At 66.6% G+C, this 9,792-nt stretch carries 11 protein-coding genes; 8 read left to right on the forward strand and 3 right to left on the reverse strand.

The features are described from left to right. The 5 genes from AC1D15_RS09115 to AC1D15_RS09135 all read left to right on the forward strand — a co-directional run. On the forward strand, nt 1–787 hold a 787-nt coding region (locus tag AC1D15_RS09115; protein WP_477825731.1), incomplete at its 5' end, for a carbohydrate ABC transporter permease. Beyond that, nucleotides 780–1,646 carry a carbohydrate ABC transporter permease gene (locus AC1D15_RS09120; RefSeq protein ID WP_477825732.1) on the forward strand — a complete coding sequence of 289 codons (867 nt, stop codon included), beginning with the start codon at nt 780–782 and terminating at the stop codon, nt 1,644–1,646. The genes AC1D15_RS09115 and AC1D15_RS09120, both read left to right, overlap by 8 nt. 12 nt (nt 1,647–1,658) lie before the next feature. Beyond that, nucleotides 1,659–2,711: an ABC transporter ATP-binding protein gene (locus AC1D15_RS09125; RefSeq protein WP_477825733.1), complete on the forward strand. Its 1,053-nt coding sequence runs from the start codon at nt 1,659–1,661 to the stop codon at nt 2,709–2,711. 28 nt (nt 2,712–2,739) lie between these two features. Then, nucleotides 2,740–3,990 (forward strand): YbiU family protein, encoded by a 1,251-nt coding sequence (locus AC1D15_RS09130; RefSeq protein WP_477825734.1) that lies wholly within the window; start codon nt 2,740–2,742, stop codon nt 3,988–3,990. Between the two features lie 17 nt (nt 3,991–4,007). Continuing rightward, nucleotides 4,008–5,246: an AGE family epimerase/isomerase gene (locus tag AC1D15_RS09135; protein ID WP_477825735.1), complete on the forward strand. Its 1,239-nt coding sequence runs from the start codon at nt 4,008–4,010 to the stop codon at nt 5,244–5,246. Nucleotides 5,247–5,469: 223 nt separating this feature from the next. On the opposite strand, the gene AC1D15_RS09140 is transcribed toward AC1D15_RS09135, so the two are convergent. Genes AC1D15_RS09140 through AC1D15_RS09150 form a run of 3 tightly spaced genes read right to left on the reverse strand, consistent with a single transcriptional unit; the run spans nt 5,470 to nt 7,866 of the window. Continuing rightward, nucleotides 5,470–5,919 carry an aldo/keto reductase gene (locus tag AC1D15_RS09140; protein WP_477825736.1) on the reverse strand — a complete coding sequence of 150 codons (450 nt, stop codon included), beginning with the start codon at nt 5,917–5,919 and terminating at the stop codon, nt 5,470–5,472. Then, nucleotides 5,916–7,010, reverse strand: coding sequence for an NADH:flavin oxidoreductase/NADH oxidase (locus tag AC1D15_RS09145; RefSeq protein ID WP_477825737.1), 1,095 nt, complete (start codon nt 7,008–7,010; stop codon nt 5,916–5,918). Before AC1D15_RS09145 ends, AC1D15_RS09140 begins: the two co-directional genes overlap by 4 nt. 16 nt (nt 7,011–7,026) lie before the next feature. Next, nucleotides 7,027–7,866 carry an SDR family oxidoreductase gene (locus AC1D15_RS09150; protein WP_477825738.1) on the reverse strand — a complete coding sequence of 280 codons (840 nt, stop codon included), beginning with the start codon at nt 7,864–7,866 and terminating at the stop codon, nt 7,027–7,029. A 124-nt stretch (nt 7,867–7,990) separates the two neighbouring features. Here AC1D15_RS09150 and AC1D15_RS09155 point away from each other — a divergent pair, with 124 nt between their 5' ends. The 3 genes from AC1D15_RS09155 to AC1D15_RS09165 form a co-directional block, all read left to right on the forward strand. Next, nucleotides 7,991–8,887, forward strand: coding sequence for a LysR family transcriptional regulator (locus tag AC1D15_RS09155; RefSeq protein ID WP_477825739.1), 897 nt, complete (start codon nt 7,991–7,993; stop codon nt 8,885–8,887). 131 nt (nt 8,888–9,018) lie between these two features. After that, nucleotides 9,019–9,492, forward strand: coding sequence for a (2Fe-2S)-binding protein (locus AC1D15_RS09160; RefSeq protein WP_477825741.1), 474 nt, complete (start codon nt 9,019–9,021; stop codon nt 9,490–9,492). An 8-nt stretch (nt 9,493–9,500) separates the two neighbouring features. Then, a partial coding sequence (locus AC1D15_RS09165) for a twin-arginine translocation signal domain-containing protein (protein WP_477825740.1) occupies nt 9,501–9,792 on the forward strand: 292 nt, incomplete at its 3' end.

A 9,792-nucleotide genomic window follows, 5' to 3' on the forward strand; every position in this document is an offset into this window, starting at 1 on the left:
CACCGCGTGGCTGTCGTTCACGGCATCGACGATGGTGCCGGTGACCACGTTGTCCGGCCCCGAGGCGTACGTGCGCCTCGTCGGGCTGAACAACTGGGTGCTGTCGGTGAAGAACCTCGGCATCTTCGCGACGCTGTACATCCTCGGCTGCGGCGTGCTGGGGCTGCTGCTGGCGGTGCTGATCGACCAGAAGGTGCGCGCGGAAGCCGGCTTCCGGTCGGTCTTCCTGTACCCGATGGCGCTGTCGTTCATCGTCACCGGCACCGCGTGGAAGTGGCTGATGGATCCGGGCATCGGGCTCGAACGCTCGATGCACGCGATCGGCTGGAGCWGTTTCGCGTTCGGCTGGGTCAAGGACAGCGACCTCGCGATCTACTGCGTCGTGATCGCCGCGGTGTGGCAGACCTCGGGCTTCGTGATGGCGCTGTTCCTGGCCGGGCTGCGCGGCGTCGACACCGAGGTGGTGAACGCCGCGCGGCTCGACGGCGCGCGCACCTGGCGCATCTACCAGCGCGTGATCCTGCCGCAGCTCGGCGCGAGCTTCATCTCGGCCTTCGTGATCCTCGCGCACATGGCGATCAAGTCCTACGACCTGGTGATCGCGCTGACGAACGGCGGGCCGGGGCGGGCGAGCTGGCTGCCGTCGCTCTTCATGTACCAATACACCTTCACGCGCAACGAGATGGCGGTCGGCGCGGCCAGCGCGGTGCTGATGCTGATCGCCATCGCGATCGTCGTGATCCCGTACATCCTGCGCGAGACGCGCCAGGCGGATGCCCATGGCTGAGCGCACGCTGAAGACAGTGTTGCCGCGTGTGGTGCTGTACGGCGTGCTGGGCTACGCCGCGCTGCTGTTCCTGATGCCGCTGTACGTGATGCTGGTCAACTCGGTGAAGCCGCTCGACGAGATCCGCGCCGGCGACCTGATGGCCTGGCCCGACGCGTTCACGCTGCAGCCGTGGCACGACGCCTGGAGTCTGGCGCAGATCGGCGTGCAGGCGACCGGGCTCAAGCCCTACTTCCTGAACAGCTTCCTGATGACGCTGCCGGCGGTGCTGATCTCCACCGGCATCGGCGCCTTCAACGGCTACGTGCTGACGCAGTTCCGCTTCCGCGGCGCGCACCTGGTGTTCGCGATGCTGATGTTCTCGGTGTTCATCCCGTTCCAGATCGTGCTGATCCCGATGGCGCGCACGCTGGGGCTGCTGCACCTGGCCGGCACGGTGCCGGGGCTGGTGCTGGTGCACGTGGTGTACGGCATCGGCTTCACCACCCTCTTCTTCCGCAACTACTACGCAGCGTTCCCGGCCGAGCTGGTGCGCTCGGCGCGCATGGACGGCGCGCGCTTCTTCCGGCTGTTCTTCCGGCTGCTGCTGCCCAACAGCGTGCCGATCATCGTCGTCTCGGTGATCTGGCAGTTCACCAACGTGTGGAACGACTTCCTGTTCGGCGCCTCGTTCAGCGACTACAGCAGCTTCCCGATCACGGTGGCGCTGAACAACCTCGTCAACTCGAGCACCGGGGTCAAGGAATACAACGTGYACTTCGCGGCAGCGTTCATCGCCGGCGCGCCGACCTTGCTTGTCTACATCCTGTCGGGGAAGTATTTCGTTCGCGGCCTGATGGCCGGCTCCGTCAAAGGCTGATCTACACACACCATGGCAGACCTCGCCCTGCAAGGCATCCACAAGCTGTTCGGCGCGACCCGCGTGCTGCACGAGATCGACATCCACCTGCCCGACGGCGAGTTCCTGGTGCTGGTCGGCCCGTCGGGTTGCGGCAAGAGCACGCTGATGAACCTGATCGCCGGGCTCGAGGAGCCCAGCGGCGGGCGCATCGTGCTGGGCGGCCAGGACATCACCGCCGCCGGCCCGGCCGACCGCAACATCTCGATGGTGTTCCAGTCGTACGCGCTGTACCCGAACATGACGGTGGCGGCCAACATCGCATTCCCGCTGGAGATGCGCGGCGTGCCGAAGGCAGAGCGCGACAAGACGGTGCAGAGCGTGTCCACGATGCTGCAGATCGACCACCTGCTGCAGCGCAAGCCGCGGCAGCTGTCGGGCGGGCAGCGCCAGCGCGTCGCGATCGGCCGGGCGCTCGCGCGGCAGCCGCAGCTCTTTCTGTTCGACGAGCCGCTGTCRAACCTCGACGCGAAGCTGCGCGTGGACATGCGCGCCGAGATCAAGCGGCTGCACATGCGCACCGGCGTCACCACCATCTACGTGACGCACGACCAAGTCGAGGCGATGACGCTGGGCACGCGCATCGCGGTGCTCGACGCCGGGCGCATCCAGCAGCTGGCGACGCCGCTCGAGATCTACACGCGGCCGGCGAACCGCTTCGTCGCGACCTTCATCGGCTCGCCGTCGATCAACCTGTTCGACGCGACGCGCGATGCGGCCGGCCTGCTGCGCCTGCCCGACGGCACCGCGATCGGCGAGCTCGCGAACGGACCGGCCGGCAAGGTGGCCGTGGGTGTGCGGCCGGAAGACATGAGCCTGCGCGACGACGGCCAGCTCGCCGGGCGGATCTCGCTGGTGGAACCGACCGGGCCGGAGACCTATGCGCTGGTCGACCTCGGCCACACCGAGGTCACGGTGCGCATGAGCGGCCTGCCGAACGTGCTGCCCGGCGCCGAGGTGCGGGTGCATGTGCCGCCGCAGGCGCTGCATGTGTTCGCGTCCGAGACCGGCGAGCGCCTGAACTGAGGAACTTCTGAAGCAGGAGGACCATGCGATGGAAGCCTGGATGAACGACGTGCCCGCCGCGGTGCGGGATTCGCAGCGGCAACTGCGCCGCGACGTGCGCGACCTGCCCGGCCGCTTTGCGCGGTTGAGCGAGGCACTGGAGGCCGAGGTGGCTGCGATCCGCGCCGAGCAGGCGCAGGGCGGCGCGGTGCCCGAGCTGCACTACCGGGACGTGGCGGCCGGCAAGGTCACTGCAGCGCAGATGGCGCACATCAGGCGGCGCGGCTGCGTCGTGATCCGCCGCGTCTTCGACCCCGACGTCGTCGGCGCGTGGAACGAGGCCATCGGGCGCTACATCGACGCGGTGCAGTACCTGCAGCGCATGCCGCAGAAGGCGGGGCTGGACAAGTACTTCAGCGCGCTCGGCTCCAGCCGACCGCAGATCTACAGCCTGTACTGGTCGCTGCCGCAGATGCAGGCGCGCCAGCATGCCGACATGGCGGCCACGCGCGCCTGGCTGAACCGGCTGTGGACCTTCGAGAAGAACGGCACGCGCCATTTCGACCCCGACCGGCAGTTCAACTACGCCGACCGGATCCGCCGCCGCGAGCCGGGCGACTCGACGCTCGGGCTGTCGCCGCATTCCGACGGCGGCTCGGTCGAGCGCTGGTGCGAGCCGACATTCCGCCACGTCTACCGCGAGGTGTTCGACKGCGACCCGCTGGCCTTCGACCCGTTCGATGCCGAGGGCCGCACCGCGACGCGCGAGATCCCGTCGCCCGCCGTGTGCTCGGCCTTCCGCACCTTCCAGGGCTGGACGGCGCTGACGCGACAGGGCCCGGGCGACGGCACGTTGAAGCTGGTGCCGATCGCGAAGACCACGCCGTGGATGCTGCTGCGCGCCCTGCAGCCCGACGTGCCCGAGGGCGACCTGTGCGGCGCGCAGCCGGGGCGGGCGCTGGGCGCGTCGCCGCAGTGGCATGCGCCGCTGCTGGCGGGGCTGGTGTCGATTCCGCAGGTGGAGCCCGGCGACACCGTGTGGTGGCACTCCGACGTGATCCACGCGGTGGAAGACCAGCATGCGGGCCGCGGCTACAGCAACGTGATCTACATCGGCGCGGCGCCGTGGTGCGGCAAGAATGCCGCCTTCGCGCAGCGGCAGGCTGCGGCCTTCCTGGAAGGCCGCAGCAGCCCGGACTTCGCGCCGGAGGACTACGAGCTCGGCTTCGACGGCCGGGCGCGCGAAGAGAACCTGAGCCCGCTCGGCCGCATGCAGATGGGGCTGAGAGAATGGTCCTGAGCTGACCGATTTTTTCGATGACTTCCATGACAACGACGACGCCGCCCCTGCCCGATTTCCGCCGCCCCGAACCCCTGCTCGCCCACATCCGCCACACGCTCGCGTTCTACGACGGCCGCTGCCGCGACGACAGCGGCGGCTTCTTCCACTTCTACAAGGACGACGGCACGGTCTACGACCGGCGCACGCGCCACCTGGTCAGCAGCACGCGCTTCGTGTTCACGCAGGCGATGGCGTTCCGCCGTTTCGGCGAGCAGCGCTACCAGGACAGCACGCGCCACGCGCTGTGCTTCCTGCAGCAGGCGCACCTGCAGCCGAACGGCGGCTACGCGTGGCAGCTCGACTGGGACGGCACGAAGGCCACCGTGCAGGACAGCACCAACCACTGCTACGGCCTCGCGTTCGTGGTGCTGGCGCATGCGCATGCGCTGATGGCCGGCGTGGAGGAGGCGCGCACCGGGCTCGACGCGAGCTTCGCGCTGATGGAGCAGCGCTTCTGGGAGCCGTCGCGCGGCCTGTATGCCGATGAAGCGGACGCCGCGTGGAAGGTCGGCAGCTACCGCGGCCAGAACGCGAACATGCACAGCTGCGAGGCGATGATCGCCGCGTTCGACGCGACGAAGGACGCGAAGTACCTGCAGCGCGCGCTGACGCTGGCCGAGTCGATCACGCAGCGCCAGGCGGCGCTGGCCGACACGCCCGACGGGCCGCTGGTGTGGGAGCACTACCGCGCCGACTGGTCGGTCGACTGGGACTACAACCGCGACGACAAGACGAACATCTTCCGGCCGTGGGGCTTCCAGACCGGGCACCTGACCGAATGGGCGAAGCTGCTGCTGCAGCTGGAGACCCACCTGCCGGCCGACCAGCGCCCCGCGTGGCTGCTGCCGACCGCGCGCCGCTTCTTCGACACCGCGATGCGCCGCGGCTGGGACGCGGCGCACGGCGGGCTGGTCTACGGCTTCGCGCCGGACGGCAGCGTGTGCGACGGCGACAAGTATTTCTGGGTGCAGGCCGAGAGCCTGGCCGCCGCCGCGCTGCTCGCGCTGCGCACCGGCGACGCCGGCTACTGGGGCTGGTACGACAAGCTGTGGACCTACAGCTGGGCGCACATGRTCGACCACGAGCACGGCGCCTGGTACCGCATCCTCACGCCGGACAACCGCAAGATCTCGGACGAGAAGAGCCCGGCCGGGAAGGTGGATTACCACACGATGGGGGCTTGCTATGACGTGCTGAGGGGGATGGGGGCCTGAGGGGCGCGGGACAGTAAGCTCCGTCGCGTGGCCATTCCGAATCACATCACTGTCTTGGGTCAACGCGCAGCGCAGCGTCCCATCTGTTCGACGAAGTCCTCAAGCTCATCGTCATGTCGGTCCGGGATCGAAGCTGTAGCGTGCGGCAAAGCATGTGCGTTGACATGCGAACCGTCAAGGCAACCCGGCGCGCCACAGACATGATGGCCGACCCACCATGGGCTCATAGATTGAGGAGCTGACATGCCTGTGACGAGCAACCCGACAGCAAACTCTGCACAGGGCGGCTGTTGAGGCCGCCTCCTGGCTGCTCAAGCTCGAATCCGAACTTCGTGGCGATCGCGACCTGGTCGCGAAAAGGCTCCAGCGCTGCGCCGACAAGCTGCTCGCTGGTATGCGGGCCATAGACCTCGGCCGTGTCAAAGAAGGTGACGCCCAGTTCATGGGCAAGTCGGAGTGTCTTGATGCCTTGGGCAATGTCCGCTGGGGGGCCGTAGTTGGCACTGATGCTCATGCATCCAGCGCCCAACGCCGAGACCTCAAGTGTTCCGAGTTTGCGTGTGGTCATTTTTCCTCTTCCTTTGCTTTTCAAGCCAGCGGCCCACGAGTGCGACTTTGCCGTCAGTCCTGCGCTGGCAAAGGTGATGCCTGCCAATACATCGCGGCGCTTCATGCCGCAGCCCAGTTCTCGAGCCAGTACGCATACGGCGTGGGCAGCACCCATGAGGACTTGGCCACACCGAGTTGCCGAGCAGCCTGCTGCGGCCAATGCGGGTTGTCCAGCAACCGCCGCGCGAACATCACGAGATCGAGCTGGCCGTCTCGCACGAAGCCGTCGGCCTGCCTGGCATCGGTGATGAGCCAGCTGGTGGCCACCTGCAAGGCTGTTTCGCGGCGGACTCGTTCGGCGACCGGGACCAGCATGTTCGGCGCCCATGGGACCGGGGACATGGTCGAGAAGCCAATGCCCACGTCCACGAGGTCCAGCCCGGCGGCCTTGAGACGCTTCAGTACGTCGATGGATTCAGCGAGGTTCGTGTCGTCATCGCCGTCGAATTCCAGCACCCCCAGCCTGGCCGTGAGCGGAAGCTCTTCCGGCCAGACCTGCCGCACCGCGGCCACCGTTTCGACGAGGAACCTTGCGCGGTTCTCCAGGCTGCCGCCGTAGGCGTCGTCACGTGCGTTGGAGTGCTTCGAAAGAAAGCTCTGCGCCAGGAAGCCGTGCGCAAAGTGCAGTTCCAGCCACTTGAAGCCTGCGTCATGCGCGCGCTTCGCCGCATCGACAAAGTCTTGCTGCACCCGGTGAATGTCCGTCAGCGTCATCGCGCGCGGCACGTGGGGCTGCTCCGCGATCAGTGGCAATGCCGAAGGCGCAATGGGTTCCCAGCGTGCCGGGGCCGTCGAGGCCAGTGGCGCACCGCCTTCCCAGGGTGGCGCGCAGCCCGCCTTGCGCCCTGCATGGGCGAGCTGGATGCCTGGCACCGCAGCCGCCCCCGTGATGGTTCGGGCCACGGCGGCCAGTCCCCGCACGTGCGCATCGCTCCAGAGCCCGAGGTCGCCGGGCGTGATGCGGCCCTCGGGCGACACGGCGGTAGCCTCGACCATCACCAGGCCCGCACCACCGCGCGCCAGACTTGCATAGTGCGGAAGGTGCCAGTCGGTCGCCAGGCCTTCCTTGGCCATGTACTGGCACATCGGCGAAGCTGCGAGGCGGTTGCGAAGAGCGACCCCCTTCAACGTGTAGCTGTCGAACAATCCAGGCATCGAATGCTCCTCGTGATCAGAAGTTGCCGGCGGTGGATTTCGAAAGCTCCTCGAAGGCATGCACTGCCTTCAGTCGGGCTTGCACGGCCGGCGCAATCATCTCGATCGCGTCGCCTCCCGCCACGAACAGGCGTGGCGGTGCCTCCATGCCGGTGAGCTTCACGAGCACTTCGCCGAGCTTGTCGGGGTCCCCCGGCTGCTGGCCATCGTAGGGAGACCACATTTCCTGGGCGCTCACCTCGGTTGCCGCGTAGTCGTCGATTCGATGGCTGGGCCACTTGACGTTGGCAGCCTCCAGCAGGTCCGTGCGGAAGAAGCCCGGCTCGACGACGGTGACCTTGATGCCGAACTTCTCGACCTCGTCGGCGACTGCCAGCGAAAGGCCCTCCACGGCGAACTTGCTTGCGCCATAGGCGCTGCAGTGCTTCATCCCAACGACGCCCGCCACCGAGCTCATGTTGATGRTGTGGCCGGAGCGCTGCTGGCGCATGACGGGCAAGGTTGCCCGCATGACGTGGCTCACGCCCCAGAAGTTGGTGGCGAACTGGCGCTCGATCTCTTGTGTCGTCAGCTCTTCGAAGTTGCCGACCAGGCTGTAGCCGGCGTTGTTCAGCACGACGTCGATCCGGCCGAACCTCGTCATCGCCTGCGCGACAGCAGTTGAAGCCTGCGCCTCGTCGGAGACATCCAGTCGAAGAATCTCCAGCTTGTCGGTCGCCACGCCGCGCAGGGCGTTTCTCAGCTTCTCCACGTTCCTGCCGGTGGCGACGACGCGGTCGCCGGCCGCCAGCGCGGCCTTGACGGTTCCGGCGCCGATGCCGCTGCCCGCTCCAGTGATGAACCAGACTTTGCTCATGACGTGCTCCTTGTGATGACTTCGGTGAGAACCTTCCTCACCGGCCGTGCATGAACTTTATGAACAAGGACCCAAAAGAAAAATGGGGTAATGCTGCATGACCTGTGAAGGTAAGCTTCAAGGTATGAAGCTGAATCAACTGGACGGATTGATCGCGTTCTGGAAGGTCGCCGAGCACGGCGGCTTCACTGCGGCAGCAGCGGACTTGGCGGTGTCGCCATCCGCGTTGAGCCAAGCCATCCGGCATCTGGAGACGCGTTTGGGCGTGCGGCTATTGAACCGCACCACGCGGAGCGTCAGCCTGACTGAAGCCGGTCGGGCCTACCTCTCACGCATCGGCCCAGCCCTCGGGCAAGTCGTCGATGCGGGGGACGAACTGAATGTCCTTCAGGGCAAGCCCTCCGGCACATTGCGCTTGAATGCGGCAAGGGTCTCCATTGCGCTGGTCCTGCGCCCGCTGTTGGAGGGTTTTCTTCGAGAGAACCCGCATGTCCAGCTCGAGCTGACCCATGATGAAGGTTTCATCGACATCGTCGAGAAAGGCTACGACGCAGGCATCCGGTTTGGCGAGAGCGTGCATCGCGACATGGTCGCCGTCCCCATCGGTGGACCCATGACAGTCGCGGTGGTGGCCACTCCTGAGTATCTGCGGCGTGTGCCAGCCCCCCGGCATCCAGACGATCTTGTGCGTCACAACTGCATCCGGCTGCGCTTTGCCTCCACAGGCGCCATCTACAAGTGGGAGTTCGACGTAGATGGCCGCCAGGTGGATTACGAGGTCGGCGGCAACCTGATCATCACCGACACGACGTTCAGCCTGGACATCGCGCTCGAAGGCGTCGGATTGGCGTACACCTTCGAACAACTGGCACAGCCCTACCTTCAGGCCAGGCGCTTGAAGCGTGTGCTGACCGAGTTCTCGCCAACGTTCCCTGGCTTTTACTTGTACTACCCCAGCAGGCACGATCAGCCTTCGAAGCTGAAGGCGTTGATCGAGTACGTCGGTCGACATGCGTCTTGAAGGAGACCTTCATACGGTCATAAGCGTTGGTGCCTTTTTCTTCCCGATCGGTGTGCCTACAGTCGCAATCCCAAACGCTGACTCACCAGGCGTCCCTTGCCCATCCACTGTTCGCGGAGAACCCACCGACCATGAGCAAGCTCAACATCAACGGCCGCGATCGCACGGTCGATGCCGACCCGTCCACCCCCATCCTCTGGGTGCTGCGCGACACGCTGGGCATGACAGGCACCAAGTTCGGCTGTGGCGCGGCCCTGTGCGGCGCCTGCACGGTCCATCTCGACGGCCAGGCGATTCGCTCGTGCGTGACGCCGATCTCCGCGGCGGCCGGGCAGAAGATCACCACCATCGAAGCCGTCACCGGTGGCACCGACAAGGTCGGCAAGGCGGTGCACGAAGCCTGGGTCAAGCATGACGTCGCGCAGTGCGGCTACTGCCAGAGCGGCCAGATCATGTCGGCCACTGCGTTCCTGAAGTCCGTCCCGCGCGGCAAGCTGCCAACCGACGCCGAGATCGATTCGGCGATGGCCGGCAACATCTGCCGGTGCGGCACCTACGCCCGCATCCGCGCCGCGGTGGCCGATGCCGCCACAACCCTCGCCTGAGGAACACCATGTCGCGCAACATCGAATACCGGGAACTGCCGCTCGCCTTGCAGCACATGCTGGAGCGGGACCACGCCGGCCAAGCCGCCGCCTTGCCGCGTCGCAGCTTCCTGAAACTGGTCGGCGCAGGAGGGCTCGCGCTCGGTGCCTTTCCTCACCTGGCAACAGCGCAGGCCAATGGCGCAGGCGATTCGGCCGGCGGCCTCAAGCCGACCCAGCAGCCCTCGGCCTTCGTGCAGATCGCTCCCAACGGCGAGGTCACCGTGACGATCAACCGGCTGGAGATGGGTCAGGGTGTGC

This window comes from Rhizobacter sp. P2_H2, from assembly GCF_056403375.1.